The organism is Microbacterium sp. CCNWLW41 (assembly GCF_037083505.1).
Genome location: NZ_JBAOJP010000005.1, coordinates 234,070 through 252,027 on the forward strand (window position 1 = coordinate 234,070; position 17,958 = coordinate 252,027).

Here is a 17,958-nt window from a genome sequence, read left to right on the forward strand (position 1 = left end):
GCGCGCGCACCCGGCGGGCGACGCGGAGCGCTCAGGCGTGCAGGCGGTCGGCGGGCGGGATCGTCGCGGCGTCCTGCGGGGCGTGGCCCGACACCCACCGCTGCAGCACGCCCTCGGGGACCTCCTCGCGCACGAGGGCGAACGCGTAGTGGTCCCGCCAGTCGCCGTCGATGTGGATGTACCGCCGTCGCAGCCCCTCGTAGCGGAAGCCGAGCTTCTCGACGACCCGCAGGCTGGCCTGGTTCTCGGGCCGGATGCAGATCTCCATGCGATGCAGCCGCAGCTCGGAGAAGCAGATGTCGGTGGCCAGCGCGACGGCGGTCGGCGTGATCCCTCGTCCGGCGAAGCGCTCGCTCACCCAGTAGCCGATCGTGGCGGAGGCCAGCGAGCCGCGCGCGATGCCCCACACGTTCAGCTGACCGGCGATGTCGCCCGCGTACTCCATCACGAACGGCACCCCGGCCCCGTCGCGATACTGCTGCAGCAGCCGGCGCACACCCATCCGCATGTCGAACGACACCGGCCCGTCGGGGCTCGTCGCCTCCCACGGGCGCAGCCAGCCGCGATTCGACAGCAGCTCGTTCTGCAGCACGCGCGCGTCGCGCTGGCGGACCAGCCGAATCGCCACCGATCCGTGGCTGCGGGGAGCCGTCAGATCCACGTGACCCCCTCGTACGGGCGGCGTCAGAGGCCCGCCGCGAACTCCTTGAACCAGGGACGCAGCGCCGGGCCGAGATCGTCACGATCGGCCGCGAGCTGCACGATGGCCTTGATGTAGTCCACCCTATCGCCGGTGTCGTACCGGCGGCCACGGAAGACGACGCCGTACACACCGGGTCCGTCGGGGTCGGCCGCGAGCTCCTGCAGCGCGTCGGTCAGCTGGATCTCGCCGCCCTTGCCGGGCTCGGTGCGCTCGAGGATCTCGAACACGTTCGGCGAGAGCACGTAGCGGCCGATCACCGCGAGGTTAGACGGGGCGTCCTCGGCCTTGGGCTTCTCGACCAGGCCGTTGACCTTGACCACGCCGTCGCCGTTCGTCGATTCGACCGAGGCGACGCCGTACAGGTGGATCTGCGACGGGTCGACCTCCATGAGGGCGATGATCGCCGCCCCGGTGCGCTCGTGCTCGGCGATCATGGTGGTCAGCAGCTCGTCGCGCTCGTCGATGAGGTCGTCGCCCAGCATGACCGCGAACGACGCGTCGCCGACGTGCGCCTTCGCACGCAGCACCGCGTGCCCGAGCCCCTTCGGCTCGCCCTGCCGCACGAAGTGGATGTCGGCGAGGTCGCTCGACTCCAGCACACGGTGCAGGCGATCGACGTCGCCCTTGTCCTTCAGCTTCTCCTCGAGCTCGGGCACCGAGTCGAAGTGGTTGGAGATGGCGTTCTTGTTGCGCCCGATGATCACGAGGATGTCGTCGATCCCGGCCTGCGCGGCTTCTTCCACGACGTACTGGATCGCCGGCTTGTCGACGACGGGGAGCATCTCCTTGGGCATCGCCTTGGTGGCGGGGAGGAAGCGGGTGCCGAGACCGGCGGCCGGGATGACGGCCTTGATCGGAGTATGGGGCATGACCTGAGTCTAGAGGGGCGCCCGACACGGCCCCGCCCGGCGTGCGGACCCGTTACGATTCGCGCCACGTAGAATCGACGTCATGTCCGACGCGATCGCCGACGCGAAACGCGCACTGCGCGCCGAGCTGCGCGAGCGCCGGCAGCTGCTGTCCGACCAGGCCCGCGAGGCGGCCGAGGCCGGCATCCACGCGCAGCTCGACGCCCTCGTCGCCGAGCACGGCGCGCGGTCGATCTCCTGCTTCCTGTCCACCACGGCCGAGCCCGGGACGAGGTCCTTCGTGGCGGATGCCGTCGCCCGCGGCATCCGCGTGCTCCTCCCGGTGACCCGTGCCGACGGCCTGCTGGACTGGGCGGTGGCCACCCCCGAGGGCGACATCGCCGAGGGCATGTACGGGCTGCCCGAGCCGGTGGGCGAGCTGCTCGGGCCGATCGCCGTCAACGACGTCGACCTGCTCGTCATCCCGGCCGCGGCCGTCGACGAGTCCGGCATGCGACTCGGCTGGGGACGCGGCTTCTTCGACAAGACGCTCGGCTCGATGGAGCGGTGCCCGCCGGTCTACGCCGTGGTCTACGACTCGGAGGTGCTCGACGAGCTGCCCAGCGACGTCCACGACCAGCCGGTCACCGGCGTGGTGACCCCCACGCGCACCATCACCCTCGCGCCCACCCGGCGCTGACAGAACCCACCGAGAGACACATGCCCACCTACGCCTACGCCTGCAAGCAGTGCGGTCACCGCTTCGACGCCGTGCAGTCCTTCGCCGACCCCACCCTGACGGAGTGCCCGGAATGCGGCGGGCCGCTGCGCAAGGAGTACGGCTCGATCGGCGTGACCTTCAACGGCTCGGGGTTCTACCGCACCGATTCCCGCGCGGGCGCGAAGTCCGGTGGATCCGACGCGTCGGGTGGCGGGGCGGCACCCGCTACGACATCATCGAAGCCTGAGGCGAAGGCCTCGCCCGCGTCGTCCGGATCCTGAACGTCCGGAGCCCGTCGCGGGATCCACGACCCCGGGGGTTCATCGTGATCAAGGGATTCAAGGAGTTCATTCTCCGCGGCAACGTCATCGACCTGGCCGTCGCCGTCGTCATCGGCGCGGCGTTCACGGCGATCGTCAACGCGCTCGTCGAAGGCTTCGTCAACCCGCTCATCGGCGTCATCTTCCAGGTGGGCGACCTGAGCGCCTGGGTGTGGGAGGTGCCGACGCTCTCCGGCGGGACCTCGACCTTCGCCATCGGTGCCATCATCGGCGCGCTCATCAACTTCCTCGCTGTCGCCGTGATCGTCTACTTCGTGTTCGTTATGCCGATGAACCACTGGAAGGAGAAGCAGGCCGCGAAGGCCGGCGCCGGCCAGCCCGACGCTGAGCCGCTGCCCACCGAGCAGGAGCTCCTGGTCCAGATCCGCGACCTCCTCCAGAGCCAGGGCCCGGCGCAGCCGCGCTGAGCCGTCTCGCGCGAGATCTCGATACGCTCGTCCCTCGCTACTCGATCGTGACCCGAGCCGCGTCAACGCTCGTCCCTCGCATCGACCCGTCTCGCGTCAATAGTGCGGGGGCACGTCGCGACGGAGGCGCTCGTCGTTCGGTCCCGGGGACCCCTCGGATGCCGCGTCCGGCCGGGACGCGGCATCCGCCTCCTCGTCCGCGGGGACGGGCTCCGCGGTGGACCCGGGCGCAGGCGTCAGCTTCGCGCGGCGGGCGCCTGCGACCCGCTCGATCCGCTGGCGGTCACTCGAGGACATCGAGCGGCTGGGTCTCGCTGTCGACCCGCGGCGCGTCGGGCGGCACACCGAGCATCGCGGCGATGCGCTGGGCGACGTCGGCCGGGTCCCGATACAGGTCGAAGGAGTGCACGCGGACGTAGTGCCAGCCGAGGCGGCGCAGGATCTGCGGGCGCAGCCGCAGCGACTCGCGCAGCGACTCGCCGATCGTCTCGGGGTCGCTCTCGACCACGACCGCCTTGCCGTCGTACTGGGCGACCAGCGGCAGCAGGCCGCGGTAGTGCACGTCGACCGAGAGTCCGGCGCGCCGCAGCTCGCGAGCCAGGGCGCGTGTGAGGGGGTCGGCGAGGTCCTCGAGGCGCGCCTCGCGCGAGCGGGCGGCGATGCCGCCGAGGATCGACATCAGCGTCGCCGCACCGTACTCCAGGCGCCCGTCATCGAAGGCCGACGGGCGGATCGACGACACGATCACCATCGACCGGCGAGCCCGGGTCATTCCGACGGTGAGCAGCCGCTCGCCGTCGGGCGTGGACAGGTCGCCGAAGTCGCTCAGCACACGGCCGTGCTTGGTGAGGCCGTAGCCCAGCGAGAAGACCACGCGGTCGCGGCTCTCGGCCACCGACTCCTCGAGCGTCAGCACCGCGAACGGCTCCGCCGTGTCGCGCGAGACGAAGTCGGCGACGTCGGAGCGGCCGGCGAAGGCGGCTTCGACGGCCGCGCGGATGCGCTCGGCGTGCCGGACGCTGGCGGTGACCACCATGAGCGATTCGCTGCCGCGGTTGACGGCGTGCTCGACGACGAGCGTCACCACCCGCGCGACCTCGGCGTCGGGGCTCTCGACGGCCCCGGTGATCGGGTCGGGCGTGCCGTTGCCGCCCTCGACGTAGTCGACGGCGAGGCTGCCCCGCCCGAGGTACGAGCCGGCCCACGGCAGCGACACGAGCTCGCCGCCGTAGAACGCCTCGTTCACGAGCGCGGCGAGATCCTCTCCCCCGGCGCGGTAGCTGCGGGTGAGGGTCTCGACGGGGAACAGCTCCGCGAGCCGCTCGAAGACGCTCGTCGCATCGAACGGCACCTCGTCGGGGGCGTCGGGCTCCGCCACGGGGCCGGTGCCGTTTCCGTTCGTCGAGGTCGCAGCCGCGGGCGCCTGCCCCACGTACACCGACGCGACGCCGAACGGCGTCGGCTTCTGGGTGACGGGATCCCCGAACGCCACGACCTGGCCCGCGCGGCGCAGGGCCGGAGCGGCCTCGGCCAGGCAGAGGGCTCCGGCATCCGCCAGCACCACCACATCGAATCCTGCTGCCTCCGGGATCCGGGGGACCTCGTACGGCGAGGCCAGCCAGACCGGCGCGAGGGTGCGCGAGAGCGCCGGCGCGACGGTGACGAGCTCGTCGGGCGTGATCGTGCCTCGCTTCAGCGCACGCTTGAGCGCGTCGGCCTCGGCAGAGTGATCGACGATGCCGATGCGCCACTGCGTGGCCAGGTGGGCGGCCAGGAGCGGGCCGGATGCCGCGGCGTGGGCCTCGTCCACGAGGCGGAAGTCCCTCTCCAGCCGGTCGACGACGGCCGTGTTGGCGCCGAGCACCGCGCGATCGGTGCGCAGCAGCACCTCGAGCGCGGACTGCCACCACGCGTACTCGAGCTCGGCGGCCACCTGGTCCTCGGGAACATGGCGGACCGAGAGCTCGAGCAGGAGGGGCTCGAGCCCGAGCGCGGCGAGCTCGGTGCGCAGCGTCGCCCGCTCCTTCAGGTTGTCGAACACGTCGGAGTCGGCGGCGAGGCCGGCGAGCGTGCGCACGAGGTTCGTGACGGGGATGGTCGCGAGCCGGTCGGCGCCGTCGCGGCCGAGCGCGGCGTCGAGCTCGCCCAGCTCGGCGTCGACGCGCTGCCACGCGACCTGGACGTCGCCGAGTCCCAGCGGCACCTCGGGGGTGACGCCCGGGTCGACGTAGCGCTGCCATTCGGTGCGCTGCTGCTGGATGCGCACGAGCGCCTCGTACATGTCGGGCACGTGTACGCCCGGGCGCAGGTACTCCCGCGACAGCCGGCGGAGGCGGCGGCGGTTGGCGCCGCTCATCTCCGGCGTGTCGCGGCGGGGCGCGTGAGCTCGGATGAGCTCGCCGAGCGGACGCTCGAACACGGTGAGGCTGAACTTGTCGAGCGAGTCGCGGATGCCGCGGAGCAGCCGGAGGTAGACGCCGAGCTCGGCGACCGTGTGGAACGGGCGCATGCGCGTCTGGCCGATCATCTCGTACCCGCGCTCGAGGAGCGTCGGCACGTCGCTGCGGTGGAGCTTCCCCGCGAGCGCGTGCGTCCCGCGGGCCTGCTCGACGGTGTCGAAGCTCACTCCGTACCACGGCGAGTCGTCGGGCCCGAAGCGGAACTCGCCGAGTCGCGCCGCCGCGGCCAGCTTGGCGGCGGCCTCGGCGCGCTTGTCGGCGAGGTTCGCGAGCGCCTCCGCGTCGAACCTGGCCTCGGTGGCCGGCGCGACGCCCCGCTCGGCGAGGGCGGCGAGTTCGCGCAGGATCTCCAGCACCGACACCCCGAACGACGGATGCCGCGCCGTCACGGCCGCGCGGTAGTCGCGGAGCACCCCCCGCAGCCGCACGAGGGCGTCGTCGATGTCGGCGACCTTCGGCGGCTGCGCCTTCTCGTTGCGGCCGATCGCGCGGATGAGGTCGCGCTGGAGCCGGTCGGGCGACACGGCGAGGCCGGAGAGCCCGATGCCGGCGAGGCGGTGCCGCACGCCGTCGAGGGTCGACCGCCTGGCGCTCACGACGAGCACGCGCTTGCCGTCGCGGACGAGGGCGCCGACGGCGTTGATGACCGTCTGCGTGCCCCCCGTGCCCGGAAGGGTGTGGACGACGAGCGACTGGCCGTCGGCGATCCGCGCGAGCACCCGCTCCTGCTCGGAGTCGGCGTCCAGCAGCAGCGTGTCGGCGGCGGGCGGACGCTCGTCGGGGTTGGTCGGCTCGAGGCCGCCGCGGCGAGCGGTGATGGTCTCGCGGTCGGCGACGTGCCCGGCCAGGGCGTTGAGCACCCGATGGTCGAGGTCGGCCGCGTCGGACGCCATCGCACCGCCGACGTCGGCGAAGGTCGACACGAGCAGCCGGGGCTTCACCGCATAGCTGTCGATCGACGCGGTCAGCGCACGGAGGTGGTCGATCACCGGCTGCGGCTTGAAGACGCCGCCGTCGTGCGCGAGCGCGGCGAGCGCGCCCGCGTCGATCGCGATGCCGAAGTGCGTGCGCATGGCGCGCACCAGCTCGGGGTTGACCGAGAACGATCCGTGCAGCTTGAGCTCGAAGTCGCCGTGGTGCCGCCGGATGGCGAGCGGCCGCAGCAGCACCGGGGCGCTGCAGGAGAGGCCGCCGATCCGCCAGTTCGCGAGCCCGACGGCCAGCCGCACCGCGTCCAGGCCGCGCGTCGTGCGCAGCTCCTGGTCCTTCGCGGTGATGCGCTCGGCCGCGAGCCGCGCGTTGCGCAGAGCGACCTCGTCGCGGAACAGGTTCGACAGCAGCGTCGAGCGCCCCGTGATGAACTGCGGAAGGCTCCCCGGGTGCGCCTTGGTGATCTCGATGGCGGCGTCGTGGCCGTCGGTGAAATGCAGGAGCGTCGACCTGCCGCCCAGCGTCGCGGCCTGAAGACGCAGCCGGTCGCGCTCGGGATCGGCGACGTGCGCGACCGTGACGCCCGGCTCGGCGAGGCCGAGGTCGCCGGGGGTCACGTCGTGCCCGCGCTCGGCGTTCTCCGCGCCCAGCACGGCGCTCCGTTCTCCTCGCCACACACGAGACACCCTAAGCGCGCGGCTCGCCCGGCTCTTGCAATGGACCTGAGTTTCGCGGTATTGAACCGGGCCACGCGGGCACCGCTCCTCCACAGGCGCCCGCTCGCGGCGATTCCCCCCATGCCGCCAGGCGTCCCGCCGCCGCGTCCGTCGCGAGGACCAGGATGATCACATGACCCCCTCGGACCCGCCGCGCTACCGCGTACACCCCTCGCCCGTGGGCGACATCCTCATCGTCGCCGCCGACGACGGCATCGTGACACTGCACCCGTTCGACGGCCCGCTGGGCGGCGAGCTGGAGCGGGTGGGGCTGCGCCTGCGCGCGCACCCCGTCCCGGACGACGGCCCGGCGCTGGATGACGTCGCGCTGCAGCTCGACGAGTACTTCGACGGCCGCCGACGGGAGTTCGACCTCCCGCTGGACTGGCGGCTCGTGCGCGGCTTCACGCGTGCGGCTCTCCAGGCGGTGCGCGACATCCCGTACGGCGAGACGGCGAGCTACGGCGAGGTGGCCATCGCGGCGGGCGTTCCCCGAGCGGCCAGGGCGGTGGGGACGGCGTGCGCGACCACGCCGTTCTCGGTGGTCGTCCCCGTGCACCGTGTCGTGCGGGCCGACGGGTCCCTCGGCGAGTACGGCGGGCGCCCGGAGGTGAAGCGGTACCTCGTCGAACTCGAGCAGGGCCTCGCGATCCCGCCTGCTCCGGTAGCGGGCGTGTAGGCCGCCCGCACGCCGCGGGGCCCGGGCGGATTCCGCCCGGACCCCGCGGTCGCCGGTCAGTGGTGCGTGGCCTTCTCGGCGCCGAAGCCCGTCAGCGACCGCACCTCCATCTCGGCCGCCTTGGTGCGGCTCTCCGCCGTGCGGGAGGTGACCGAGCCGAGCCAGCCGAGGAAGAACCCGAGCGGGATCGACACGATGCCCGGGTTGTTCAGCGGCCAGATGGGCGTGCCCGTCTTGAACACGCTGGTCTCGCCTCCCCAGAACACCGGCGACAGGAAGATGAGGATCACGGCGGCGGCGAGGCCGCCGTACATGCTCCACACCGCGCCGCGCGTCGTGAACCCCCGCCAGAACAGCGAGTAGAGGATCGTCGGGAGGTTGGCCGATGCCGCGACGGCGAAGGCGAGCGCCACCAGGAACGCGACGTTCTGCCCCTGCACGCCGATGCCGCCGAGGATCGCCAGGACGCCGATGACGATCACCGTGCGACGGGCGACCTTGACCTCGCCGTCCGGGGGCACGTCGCCCTTCTTCACCACGTTGGCGTAGATGTCGTGCGCGAACGACGCCGCGGCGGTGATGGTGAGGCCCGCGACCACCGCGAGGATCGTCGCGAAGGCGACAGCCGAGATGAAGCCGAGCAGGATCGGGCCGCCCAGCTGCAGTGCCAGCAGCGGCGCCGCCGAGTTCACGCCGCCGGGTGCCGCAGCGATCTGCTCCGGCCCGACGAGCGCGCCGGCGCCGTAGCCGAGCACGAGCGTCAGCAGGTAGAACAGGCCGATCAGCCAGATCGCCCAGACCACCGAGCGCCGCGCCTCCTTGGCGGTGGGCACCGTGTAGAAGCGCATGAGCACGTGCGGCAGCCCCGCGGTGCCGAGCACCAGCGCGATCGCGAGCGAGATGAAGTCCCACGGGTTCGCGCCGTACTGCAGGCCCGGTCCGAGGATGGCCTCGCCCTTGGGCGACGCGGCGACCGCGCTCTCGAGCAGGGCGTTGAAGCTGAAGCCGTTGATCGCGAGCACCCAGATCGTCATGACGAGCGCGCCGCCGATGAGCAGGAACGCCTTGACGATCTGCACCCACGTGGTGCCCTTCATGCCGCCCACGAGCACGTACACGATCATGAGGACGCCGACGACCGCCACGACGATCGACTGGCCGAGCTGCTCGGTGATGCCCAGCAGCAGCGAGACCAGCCCGCCCGCCCCCGCCATCTGGGCGAGCAGGTAGAAGAAGCACACCGCCAGGGTCGTCACGGCCGCCGCCATCCGGACCGGGCCCTGCTTCAGGCGGAACGACAGCACGTCGGCCATCGTGAACTTGCCGGTGTTGCGCATGAGCTCGGCGACGAGCAGCAATGCCACGAGCCAGGCCACGAGGAAGCCGATGGAGTAGAGGAACCCGTCGTAGCCGTTGATCGCGATCGCGCCGCAGATGCCGAGGAACGAGGCCGCCGAGAGGTAGTCCCCCGAGATCGCGAAGCCGTTCTGCGGCCCGGTGAACGAACGGCCCGCGGCGTAGTAGTCCGCGGCGGTGCTGTTGTTGCGGCTGGCGCGGATCACGATGAAGAGGGTCACCGCGACGAACGCGCCGAAGATCGAGATGTTGAGGATGGGATTGTTCTCCACCGTCTGCACGGCGGCGTGGACGGCACCGAGGACGTCGTTCATGCGCGGGCCTCCTGCTCCTGCAGCTCGAGGTCCTCGCGGATCTCCTCGGCGATCGGGTCGAGCTTGCGGTTGGCGTACCAGACGTACGTCATGGTGATGGCGAACGTCGTCACGAACTGGCCGAGCCCGAACAGCAGCCCGACAGTGATGTCGCCCCACACGCGCTGCGACATGAAGTCGCGGGCGAAGGACGAGAGCAGGACGTACGCGAAGTACCAGACGAGGAACGCGATCGCGAGCGGGAAGACGAACCCGCGCTGACGCCGCTTCAGCTCGACGAATCTCGGTGACTCCTCCACCGCGATGTAGTCGATGTCGCCCGGCGGAGCGGTCTCGGTCGTCGGTTCGGACATGTGGCCTCCTTGCCTCATGGATGTGCGCGGCATCGCGCCTGATCGGGGGGAACCCGGCCCACGTGAGCCCGTGCGCCCGGTGGTAGGGTCGACGCTACGAAAAACGGCGAGGACGCCGTCACCCCCGGAAGTAGGTAGTCGTGGGCGCGTCTCTTCCATACCGCGCAGCCACCCCCGATCGCACGCGCACGGGGGCGCTCGGCGCTGACGCCGGCGATGCGAGCGCGCTCGACCACGCCGTCGCCGAGCTCGTGCGCCGCACCCGCTTCCCCGTCGCCTTCGGCGGCTTCGCCGTCGGCGATGCGGTCCACATCTCCGCCATCCACGGCGCGCGCACGCCGAGCCTGCAGGGACTGGTCGTGCAGGCCACGCGCGGGCTGGGCGGTCGCGCGCTGGTCGAGAAGCGTCCGCGGCTCGCGCTGGACTACGGGTCTTCCAAGAGCATCACCCACGACTACGACCGCGCCGTCCTCGGCGAGGGCATCGCGACGCTCTTCGCGGTCCCCGTCATGGTGGGCGACCGTGCGCGTGGCGTGATCTACTGCGGGTCCCGGGCGGAGTCGCCCGTCGGCGACGTGGTCGCGCGGCCCGCCTTCGCCGTCGCCGAAGAGCTCTCGAGTGAACTCCGCATACGAGAAGAGGTGCAGCGACGACTCGCCCTCTCCCCCGCGCGCACCGAACCGGTCGCCCTGGCGGCCTCGACCCGTGAGGAGCTGCGCGAGACGTACGCCGAGCTGCGCAGCATCGCGGCGATCGTCGACGACCCGCAGCTGCGCGTCCGCCTCGCCCGGCTCGAGACCCGCCTCGCCGCTCTGTCGCACGACGCGTCGGAGCCTGCGATCGACCTCGATGTGCGACTCTCGCCGCGCGAGGTCGACGTGCTGGCGTGCGCCGCGCTGGGCTCCACCAACGCCGAGATCGCAGCGACCCTCGAGCTCAAGGAGGGCACGGTCAAGTCGTACCTGCAGTCGGCGATGGCGAAGCTGGATGCCTCGACCCGGCACGCGGCGGTGGTGACGGCTCGCCGGGCCGGAGTCCTGCCCTGAGCCGTTCCGTCACCCCGACTCTTTGAATTCGCATCCCATCGACGCCATGAATTCGAGCGGGAAATGGTGCGCAATTCGCCGTGCCCGCAGAATTCCTCGCGCAGTTGTCCACCGACGACGGCCGGCGAGATAGTCGCGCAACACGAATGCGCGTATCGTGCCTTCCATGGCCCGCAGAATCGTGCATCAGCTCGTCGACGACCTCGACGGATCACTTCTTGAAGTCGGCGAAGGCGAGACCGTTCTGTTCTCGCTGGACGGTGTCGCCTACGAGATCGACCTCACCGACGAGAATGCCGCCGCGCTGCGCGGCGCCCTCGAACGCTATATCAACGCTGCGAGGACCGTGTCCTCCGCACGCGCCGCGTCCGGAGCGGCGTCGAGCGGGGGGCGCAGGCGTCGCCGCACCGGGCAGCAGGATTACAGCCAGGTGCGCGAATGGGCGAAGAAGAACGGCTATCAGGTCTCGGATCGGGGCCGGGTTCCGGCATCCGTTCTCGAGGCTTATGAAGCGGCGCACTGACGCACGCCTGCCGACGGAATTCAGCGCCTGATCCGCACCTCTCTCACGTGCGCGAAAGCTGCACGAGGATTTCGTCGACTTTCTCCTTGGCATCGCCGAAGAGCATCTGCGCGTTCTCGCGATAGAACAGCGGATTCTGCACGCCCGCATATCCGGACGCCATCGAGCGTTTGAAGACGATCACGTTCGCGGCCTCCCATACCCGCAGCACCGGCATGCCGGCGATCGGGCTGCCGGGATCCTCGGCTGCGGCGGGATTGACGGTGTCGTTCGCGCCGATCACGAGGACGACGTCCACCCGCGAGAGGTCGTCGTTGATCTCGTCCATCTCCAGCACGATGTCGTAGGGCACCTTCGCCTCGGCCAGGAGCACGTTCATGTGCCCCGGAAGACGCCCGGCGACGGGGTGGATGCCGAACCGCACGTCCACGCCGCGCTCGCGCAGCCGGTGCACCAGGTCGGCGACACCGTGCTGCGCCTGCGCGACCGCCATGCCGTAGCCCGGCGTGATGACGACCGACGATGCCCCGGCGAGCAGGTCGGCGGCCGTCTCGGCGTCGATCTCGCGGTGCTCGCCGTGGTCCTGCTCGCCGGAGCGCGGCGCCTCGATGCCGAAGCCGCCGGCGATGACCGAGAGGAACGAGCGGTTCATCGCCTTGCACATGATGTAGCTGAGGTAGGCACCGGACGAGCCGACGAGGGCGCCGGTGACGATGAGCAGGTCGTTGTTCAGCAGGAACCCGGCGGCGGCGGCCGCCCACCCCGAGTAGCTGTTGAGCATCGAGACGACGACGGGCATGTCGCCGCCGCCGATCGAGGCCACGAGGTGCCAGCCGAGGGCGAGGGCGAGCGCGGTGACCGCCACGAGGAGCCACAGCTCCGGCGTGATCACGTACCAGACGGTCAGGGCGAGGAAGAGGACCAGCGCCCCCACATTGAGGACGTTCTTGCCCGGCAGCATCAACGGCTTGGATGAGATGCGCGCCGACAGCTTCAGGAAGGCGACGACGGATCCGGTGAAGGTCACACCGCCGATGAAGACGCCGATGAAGACCTCGGCGTGATGGATGTCGGCGAGCGCCCCCTCGAGGCCCGCGTCGTACAGCGCGCCGTTCCACCCGACCAGGACGGCGGCGAGGCCGACGAAGGAGTGCAGCAGCGCGATGAGCTCCGGCATCCCGGTCATCTCGACCCGGCGCGCCCGCCACAGCCCGATGGCGCCGCCGACCGCCACGGCGGCCACGAGCAGCACGAGCCCGGTGGTCGCCGACGCGTCGCCCCACGCGCCGGCCGCGGTCGCCCACACCGTGGCGGCCAGGGCGACGGTCATGCCGACGATGCCGTACGTCACGCCTCGGCGGGACGTCTCGTGCTTGCTGAGACCCGCGAGGCTCAGGATGAACAGCAGGGCGGCGACGATGTAGGCGGCGCCGGCGACCGCTCCCGCGACGCCGATCATCGGGCCTGGTCCTTCTGGAACATCGCCAGCATGCGCCGCGTCACGGCGAACCCGCCGAAGATGTTGATGCTGGCCAGCAGCACGGCGACTGCCGCCAGGATCTGGACGGTGAGATCGGGCAGCGTGATCTGCACCATCGCCCCGACGACGATGATGCCCGAGATCGCGTTGGTGACGCTCATGAGCGGCGTGTGCAGCGCGTGGGCGACGTGGCCGATGACGTAGAAGCCGACGACGATCGCGAGCGTGAGCACGAGGAAGTGCTGCGGCAGGGGCGGTGGCGCGAACGCGCAGACCGCGAACAGCGCGGCGATGCCCGCGACGATCAGTCCCGTCCGCCTGGCACGTGACATCGGCGGCTTCGGCGCGACCGCCGACCCGGCGGTGACGGGCCTGGCGGCGGGGGCGGCCGAGACCTGGACGGGAGGCGGCGGCCACGTCACGGCGCCGTCGCGCACGACGGTGACCCCGCGCTGCACGACGTCGTCGAAGTCCAGGACGAGTCTGCCGTCTTTGCCGGGTGTGAGGAGCTTGACCAGATTGACGAGGTTGGTGGCGAACAGCTGCGACGCCTGCTGGGGCAGGCGCCCCGGCAGGTCGGTGTAGCCGAGGATCACGACGCCGTTCTCGGTCACCACCCGCTCCCCCGCCACCGAGCCCTCGACGTTGCCGCCCTGGGCCGCCGCCATGTCGACGATGACGCTCCCGGGCTTCATCGTCGCGACATCGGCGGCCGTGATGAGGCGAGGCGCGGGCCTGCCCGGGATGAGGGCGGTGGTGATGATGATGTCGACATCGGCGGCCTGCTCGGAGTAGATCTCCGCCGCCCGCCGGTCGTAGGCCTCGCTCGTGGCCTTGGCGTAGCCGTCTGCCGACGCCTGCGCGGCCTCGTCGGGCACGATGACCGCGAGATACTCCCCGCCGATCGACGCGACCTGGTCGGCGACCTCCGGCCGCGGGTCGGTCGCCCGCACGATCGCGCCCAGGCTCGACGCGGCGCCGATCGCCGCGAGCCCGGCGACACCGGCGCCCGCCACGAGCACCTTCGCCGGCGGCACCTTGCCCGCCGCGGTCACCTGGCCGGTGAAGAAGCGGCCGAACTCGTGGGCGGCCTCGACCACGGCGCGATACCCCGAGATGTTCGCCATCGAGCTCAGCACGTCCATCGACTGCGCCCGCGAGATGCGCGGCACCGCATCGAGCGCGATCGCGGTGATCCCCCGCGTCGCGAGGGACTCCACGAGGTCCGGGCGCAGTCCCGGGCTGAGCATCGCGACCAGCGTCGCCCCGTCGGCGAGCCGGCCGATCTCGGCCGGGCTCGGCGCGTCCACCTTCAGCACGATCGGCGACGCCCACGCGGTGCGGTCGTCCACGATCGTCGCGCCGGCCTCGGCGTACGCGGCGTCGGGAAACGACGACGCGGCGCCGGCGCCGGCTTCGACGACGACGTCGTAGCCGAGGCCGATGAGCTTCGGGACAGTGGTCGGGGTCGCGGCCACCCGGTTCTCGCCGGGCGCTTCGGCGACGATGCCAATGCGGGTCATGCGTTCCTCTGGATCTGGTGCGACGCGGATCGGACGAGCGCTTCGGTGTGCGCGCGCCGACGCCTCCACCCTTGCAGACGCCGGGGAGGATGCGCCCCTCATTGCGCCCGACACGGTGTCAAGAACCGGCCATCTTGCTCCACCGGCACGCGGTGGTGCTCCTCAGCGCGAGCGCGCCGTGACTCAGCGTCGGCCTCGCGGTCGTGCCGAACTCATCTCCTCGCCAGACGCGGGGCATAGGAACCGCATAGTCGCGCCGACTCGGATGGAGGTGAACGAACACCCCATCGGGAGGAACCCATGACCACCAGCGCGCTGATCCTGATCGGCATCGATCTCGCCGCCGCCCTCGTGCTGAGCCTCGGGCTCTACTACCGCCGGCACCGCCGTCGCGACCTCGTCGTCGCCTTCCTCGGCGTCAACGTCGGTGTGATGGCGGTGGCCGCGGTGCTCGGGACCGCCGAGGTCGCGCTGGGACTGGGACTGGGCCTGTTCGGCGTGCTGTCGATCATCCGGCTCCGCTCGTCCGAGATCTCGCAGCGCGAGGTGGCTTACTACTTCGCGGCGCTCGCGATCGGCCTCGTCACCGGCCTTCCGCAGACGGATCCGTGGCCGGTCGCCGCGCTCGTGGTGCTGATCCTCGGCGTCCTCTGGGCCGCCGATCACCCGGCGATGCTCTCGCGCAGCCGGCATCAGGTGGTGCGACTCGACCGGGCGCTGAGCGACGAAGCCGGACTGCGGGCGGAGCTCGGCGAGCGGCTCGGCGGGACGGTGACAGCCCTGACCGTCCAGGAGCTCGACCTCGTCAACGACACGACGCTCGTGGACGTGCGCTTCCGCGTGCCACGCGCCGCCGCCGGCGCTCACGACGACCGCAGCATGCGGCCGGCGGAGGCTGCCCCGGTGCGGGAAGGAGCGGTGCGGTGACCGCCCTCGACCGCTTCGCACCGGTGCGCCTCGACGAGCTCGTGGCGGAGGCATCCCTCCTCACCCGCGTCGACCGCAAGTACGTGGTGCCTCGCGAAGACCTCGCCGCCGTGATGGCCGCCCTCGACCCGAGCACGCGGGTGCTCGAGATCGACGGCGCCCGCGACTTCGCGTATGAGTCGGTGTACTTCGACACTCCCGACCTGCTGAGCTTCCGCATGGCCGCGCAGCCGCGGCGACGCCGCTTCAAGCTGCGCACCCGCACGTACCTCGACACGGGCACCGCCTACCTCGAGATAAAGACGCGCGGCGCCCGCGGCACCACGGTCAAGCACCGTGACGAGTACGACCTCCGCACACGCGACCGGCTCACTGACGACGCGCGCAGCGACGTCGCGGATGCCTTCGACGCCATCGGTCTCGCGGCCGAGCGCGCACACGAGCTCGATGCGACCCTGGTGACGCGATACCGCCGCGCGACGCTGCTGGCCCCCGACGGCGCGGGGCGCGCCACGATCGACACCGCGCTGGAGTGGATCGAGCCCGACGCGGGCGGCTTCGCCCTGCCCGAGACCGCGATCGTCGAGACGAAGTCCGGAGCGCGCCCGTCCGACGTCGACCGAGCGCTGTGGCGCGCCGGTCATCGACCCGCCACCGTCAGCAAGTACGCGACCGGCCTCGCCGCCCTGCACCCCGGGCTGCCTCGCAATCGCTGGGCGCGCCTCCTGCACGGGGCTTTCGCTCCGGGCCGGCGAGCGGCTCCGCACCCTCACCCCTCCGCTGTCACCCCGATCCCCGACCCGACCGTCCCGAAGGAGGACACATCATGCTCCGTCGCCGCCTGATCCTGGCCGCCGCCCCTCCGACCCTCGCCGGCCTGGTGCTCGCCGGCTGCGCCACCCAGGCCGCCGCGCCGTCCGGCGCCGTCAGCCTGAGCACCGACGACACGTCGACGCCCGACGGGACGGCCGTCGTCGACTCCGATCTCAGCGCCACCGGCGTGCTCGCCGCGAACGCCGATGTGACGGTCGTCCGGGACGACGAGTGGAGCGATGCGGATGCCGTCGACATCGCGCTCGACGGCGATTCGGCGTCGAGCGACTCCGACGCCGTGACCGTCGACGGCTCCACCGTCACGATCACCGGTGCCGGCGTGTTCCGGCTCTCCGGATCGCTCGACGGGCAGGTCGTCGTCGCGGCGCCGGAGGACGCGCAGGTCGTGCTGATCCTCGACGACGCCGAGATCTCGGCATCCGACTCGCCCGCCATCACCGTGACGACCGCCGACGACGTGGCCCTCCATCTGGCGGACGGGAGCCAGAACGCGGTGTCGGACGCGTCGTCGTACGCCGACGACGCCGGGGCGAACGCGGCGATCTACGCCGACGCCGACTTGACCGTCTCGGGCACGGGCTCACTGACCGTGTCGGGCAACGGGAGCGACGGCATCGCGAGCACCGACGACCTCGTCGTGCTCTCGGGCGAGATCACGGTCGAGGCTGTCGACGACGCGCTGCGCGGCAAGGACTCGCTGACCGTCGAGGGCGGGACCGTCGTGCTCGAGGCCGGCGGCGACGCGCTGAAGAGCGATCAGACGGACGACGCCACGAAGGGCTTCGTCGCCGTCACCGGGGGCGACGTGGTCGCCACGAGCGGCGACGATGCCATCGCCGCCGCCACGGACGCCGTCATCACCGGCGGGACGATCGCCCTGACCGCCGGGACGGCGGTCACGGGATCGGACGACGCACCCAAGGGCGTGTCGGCCGGCGCCGTCGTCGCGATCGACGGCGGCGACGTGTCGGTCGAGGCGGTGGATGACGGCGTCCACTCCGACGGGTCGGTCGGGATCGGCGGCGGCACGCTGACCGTGACCTCCGGCGACGACGGGATCCACGCCGAGCAGCGACTCGAGGTCCGCGACGGCGCGGTCACCGTCGCCGAGTCGGTGGAGGGCCTGGAGGCGACCGACGTCGCGATCTCCGGCGGCACCGTCGACGTCACCTCGAGCGACGACGGCATCAACGCGGCCGGGGCGACGGCGTCGACCGCCGCGCAGGGTGGCGGAATGGGCGGCGGCGAGCAGGACACCGGTGAGACGCTCACGATCTCGGGCGGCACCGTGCGCCTCGCCGCGACGGGCGACGGCCTCGACTCCAACGGCTCGATCGCGATCACCGGGGGCACCACCGTCGTCAGCGGTCCGAGCTCGGCGGGCGGCCAGGGAGCGGTCGACGCGAACGGCTCGGTCGCGGTGAACGGCGGGGAGCTGTTCGTCGCGGGCTCCGTGCTCGTCACGCCGACCGGAGCACAGCAGTGGGTGGCTGCGTCCGTCTCCGGTTCGGCCGGCGACACCGTGGAGGTGACGGATGCCGCGGGCTCAGTGATCGCCTCGTTCGAGGCCGATCAGAGCTTCGGCGCCGTCTTCTACAGCGGTCCGGATCTCACCGACGGCGGCGCCTACACCGTCACCGTCAACGGCGTCTCGGCGACCACGGTCACCGAGGGGGTCGCCGTGTCGGGCGGCGCCGGCGGCGGTCCGGGAACCGGGCGGCGTCCGTGACGGCGTGGGCCGCGGGCGATGCCACGATCCCGCCGCCGGTCAACATGGGAGAACCCTCCGAATGCCCGG

Annotated in this window: 17 protein-coding genes; 9 read left to right on the top strand and 8 right to left on the bottom strand. The window is 71.7% G+C overall.

The genetic code is table 11. The annotated features are described in order from the left end of the window. Positions 1-31: 31 nt before the first annotated feature. Both V6R91_RS19495 and galU read right to left on the bottom strand, forming a co-directional pair. On the bottom strand, positions 32-661 hold the full coding sequence (locus tag V6R91_RS19495) for a GNAT family N-acetyltransferase (RefSeq protein ID WP_336396572.1): 630 nt from the start codon (positions 659-661) through the stop codon (positions 32-34). 23 nt (positions 662-684) lie between these two features. Next, positions 685-1,572: a UTP--glucose-1-phosphate uridylyltransferase GalU gene (gene galU, locus V6R91_RS19500; RefSeq protein ID WP_336396573.1), complete on the bottom strand. Its 888-nt coding sequence runs from the start codon at positions 1,570-1,572 to the stop codon at positions 685-687. An 82-nt stretch (positions 1,573-1,654) separates the two neighbouring features. On the opposite strand from galU, the gene V6R91_RS19505 reads away from it, so the two are divergent. The 3 genes from V6R91_RS19505 to mscL are packed head-to-tail and all read left to right on the top strand — an operon-like array spanning position 1,655 to position 3,020. After that, entirely contained in the window at positions 1,655-2,251 is a 597-nt protein-coding gene (locus V6R91_RS19505; protein ID WP_336396574.1) for a 5-formyltetrahydrofolate cyclo-ligase, read from the top strand. Between the two features lie 20 nt (positions 2,252-2,271). Then, positions 2,272-2,553, top strand: a complete 282-nt coding sequence (locus tag V6R91_RS19510) for an FmdB family zinc ribbon protein (RefSeq protein ID WP_336396575.1) — start codon at positions 2,272-2,274, stop codon at positions 2,551-2,553. A 44-nt stretch (positions 2,554-2,597) separates the two neighbouring features. Further along, positions 2,598-3,020 carry a large conductance mechanosensitive channel protein MscL gene (mscL, locus tag V6R91_RS19515; RefSeq protein WP_336396576.1) on the top strand — a complete coding sequence of 141 codons (423 nt, stop codon included), beginning with the start codon at positions 2,598-2,600 and terminating at the stop codon, positions 3,018-3,020. Positions 3,021-3,116: 96 nt separating this feature from the next. Here the strand turns inward: mscL and V6R91_RS19520 are convergent, their stop codons facing one another. Then, entirely contained in the window at positions 3,117-3,317 is a 201-nt protein-coding gene (locus V6R91_RS19520) for a hypothetical protein (protein WP_336396577.1), read from the bottom strand. Beyond that, positions 3,304-7,095: an AAA family ATPase gene (locus tag V6R91_RS19525; RefSeq protein ID WP_336396578.1), complete on the bottom strand. Its 3,792-nt coding sequence runs from the start codon at positions 7,093-7,095 to the stop codon at positions 3,304-3,306. The genes V6R91_RS19520 and V6R91_RS19525 overlap by 14 nt, the downstream gene beginning before the upstream one ends. 163 nt (positions 7,096-7,258) lie before the next feature. Here V6R91_RS19525 and V6R91_RS19530 point away from each other — a divergent pair, with 163 nt between their 5' ends. Further along, entirely contained in the window at positions 7,259-7,804 is a 546-nt protein-coding gene (locus V6R91_RS19530) for a methylated-DNA--[protein]-cysteine S-methyltransferase (RefSeq protein ID WP_336396579.1), read from the top strand. A 56-nt stretch (positions 7,805-7,860) separates the two neighbouring features. On the opposite strand, the gene V6R91_RS19535 is transcribed toward V6R91_RS19530, so the two are convergent. Beyond that, a complete protein-coding gene (locus V6R91_RS19535) occupies positions 7,861-9,474 on the bottom strand; it encodes a solute symporter family protein (RefSeq protein WP_336396580.1) in 1,614 nt (537 codons plus the stop codon). Further along, a complete protein-coding gene (locus tag V6R91_RS19540; RefSeq protein ID WP_336396581.1) occupies positions 9,471-9,827 on the bottom strand; it encodes a DUF485 domain-containing protein in 357 nt (118 codons plus the stop codon). The genes V6R91_RS19535 and V6R91_RS19540 overlap by 4 nt, the downstream gene beginning before the upstream one ends. A gap of 140 nt (positions 9,828-9,967) precedes the next feature. On the opposite strand from V6R91_RS19540, the gene V6R91_RS19545 reads away from it, so the two are divergent. Both V6R91_RS19545 and V6R91_RS19550 read left to right on the top strand, forming a co-directional pair. Continuing rightward, a complete protein-coding gene (locus V6R91_RS19545; protein WP_442928156.1) occupies positions 9,968-10,873 on the top strand; it encodes a response regulator transcription factor in 906 nt (301 codons plus the stop codon). A 166-nt stretch (positions 10,874-11,039) separates the two neighbouring features. After that, positions 11,040-11,396: a histone-like nucleoid-structuring protein Lsr2 gene (locus tag V6R91_RS19550; RefSeq protein ID WP_336396582.1), complete on the top strand. Its 357-nt coding sequence runs from the start codon at positions 11,040-11,042 to the stop codon at positions 11,394-11,396. Between the two features lie 43 nt (positions 11,397-11,439). Here V6R91_RS19550 and pntB read toward each other — a convergent pair whose 3' ends face one another. Both pntB and V6R91_RS19560 read right to left on the bottom strand, forming a co-directional pair. Further along, positions 11,440-12,855, bottom strand: coding sequence for a Re/Si-specific NAD(P)(+) transhydrogenase subunit beta (pntB, locus tag V6R91_RS19555; RefSeq protein WP_336396583.1), 1,416 nt, complete (start codon positions 12,853-12,855; stop codon positions 11,440-11,442). After that, positions 12,852-14,399 (bottom strand): Re/Si-specific NAD(P)(+) transhydrogenase subunit alpha, encoded by a 1,548-nt coding sequence (locus V6R91_RS19560; RefSeq protein ID WP_336396584.1) that lies wholly within the window; start codon positions 14,397-14,399, stop codon positions 12,852-12,854. The genes pntB and V6R91_RS19560 overlap by 4 nt, the downstream gene beginning before the upstream one ends. A gap of 300 nt (positions 14,400-14,699) precedes the next feature. On the opposite strand from V6R91_RS19560, the gene V6R91_RS19565 reads away from it, so the two are divergent. From V6R91_RS19565 to V6R91_RS19575, 3 genes are read left to right on the top strand one after another with little or no spacing between them, the layout of a single operon-like run. After that, positions 14,700-15,326: a DUF4956 domain-containing protein gene (locus V6R91_RS19565; RefSeq protein ID WP_336396585.1), complete on the top strand. Its 627-nt coding sequence runs from the start codon at positions 14,700-14,702 to the stop codon at positions 15,324-15,326. Then, positions 15,323-16,171 (top strand): polyphosphate polymerase domain-containing protein, encoded by an 849-nt coding sequence (locus V6R91_RS19570; RefSeq protein ID WP_336396586.1) that lies wholly within the window; start codon positions 15,323-15,325, stop codon positions 16,169-16,171. Before V6R91_RS19565 ends, V6R91_RS19570 begins: the two co-directional genes overlap by 4 nt. Continuing rightward, the gene (locus tag V6R91_RS19575) at positions 16,153-17,889 is read left to right on the top strand and encodes a carbohydrate-binding domain-containing protein (RefSeq protein WP_336396587.1); all 1,737 of its coding nucleotides are present in this window, start codon (positions 16,153-16,155) and stop codon (positions 17,887-17,889) included. Before V6R91_RS19570 ends, V6R91_RS19575 begins: the two co-directional genes overlap by 19 nt. Positions 17,890-17,958 lie beyond the last annotated feature (69 nt).

Bases quoted from the DNA above. Each gene is read 5' to 3' on its own strand.
- galU (WP_336396573.1), bottom strand. From the start codon at position 1,572: ATGCCCCATACTCCGATCAAGGCCGTCATCCCGGCCGCCGGTCTCGGC.
- V6R91_RS19505 (WP_336396574.1), top strand. From the start codon at position 1,655: ATGTCCGACGCGATCGCCGACGCGAAACGCGCACTGCGCGCCGAGCTG.
- V6R91_RS19510 (WP_336396575.1), top strand. From the start codon at position 2,272: ATGCCCACCTACGCCTACGCCTGCAAGCAGTGCGGTCACCGCTTCGAC.
- V6R91_RS19520 (WP_336396577.1), bottom strand. From the start codon at position 3,317: ATGTCCTCGAGTGACCGCCAGCGGATCGAGCGGGTCGCAGGCGCCCGC.
- V6R91_RS19530 (WP_336396579.1), top strand. From the start codon at position 7,259: ATGACCCCCTCGGACCCGCCGCGCTACCGCGTACACCCCTCGCCCGTG.
- V6R91_RS19535 (WP_336396580.1), bottom strand. From the start codon at position 9,474: ATGAACGACGTCCTCGGTGCCGTCCACGCCGCCGTGCAGACGGTGGAG.
- V6R91_RS19540 (WP_336396581.1), bottom strand. From the start codon at position 9,827: ATGTCCGAACCGACGACCGAGACCGCTCCGCCGGGCGACATCGACTAC.
- V6R91_RS19550 (WP_336396582.1), top strand. From the start codon at position 11,040: ATGGCCCGCAGAATCGTGCATCAGCTCGTCGACGACCTCGACGGATCA.
- pntB (WP_336396583.1), bottom strand. From the start codon at position 12,855: ATGATCGGCGTCGCGGGAGCGGTCGCCGGCGCCGCCTACATCGTCGCC.
- V6R91_RS19560 (WP_336396584.1), bottom strand. From the start codon at position 14,399: ATGACCCGCATTGGCATCGTCGCCGAAGCGCCCGGCGAGAACCGGGTG.
- V6R91_RS19565 (WP_336396585.1), top strand. From the start codon at position 14,700: ATGACCACCAGCGCGCTGATCCTGATCGGCATCGATCTCGCCGCCGCC.
- V6R91_RS19575 (WP_336396587.1), top strand. From the start codon at position 16,153: ATGCTCCGTCGCCGCCTGATCCTGGCCGCCGCCCCTCCGACCCTCGCC.